This window comes from Treponema sp. R6D11, assembly GCF_054786075.1.
In genome coordinates this window covers 1-395 of the sequence record NZ_BDHD01001073.1, presented here as the reverse complement: position 1 = coordinate 395, position 395 = coordinate 1, and the positions used below count along the sequence as shown (strand labels likewise).

The 395-nt window shown below is 57.5% G+C and carries 1 protein-coding gene; it reads right to left on the bottom strand.

Annotated elements, in window-relative coordinates; translation table 11 throughout:
• Positions 1-374 (bottom strand): FAD-dependent oxidoreductase (locus ACYVTD_RS17540; protein WP_461248908.1); only part of this gene is annotated, 374 nt, incomplete at its 3' end.
• Positions 375-395: the final 21 nt, after the last annotated feature.

Genomic DNA, 395 nt, shown 5'->3' with positions numbered 1-395 from the left:
ATCAAGTCCGTAACCGTGTCCATAAAAATTGTCAGGTTTTTTTGCTTTTCAAGAACGGAACGCGCGGCGGCGGGATACGCGTGCTTATCCGCCTGCTCCCTCGGCGCCTGTACCGCGGGCCCCCGCGCGCGGTTAAGGACGCGGTACTGGATCATTGTCGCGTCCGTCAGCTTTCCCATCTCCCCGCCGAGAGCGTCCACTTCCCTTACAAGGTTACCTTTTGAAAGGCCGCCAATCGCGGGGTTGCATGAAAGCGTCCCTATCCTGTCGGGATTTTGCGTGATGAGGAGGGTAGAAAAACCGAGGCGGCTAGTTGCGAGGGACGCTTCGATTCCGGCGTGTCCGCCACCTATGACAATGCAATCGTAATCCATCGCTACTTCCCCACGCAGAAC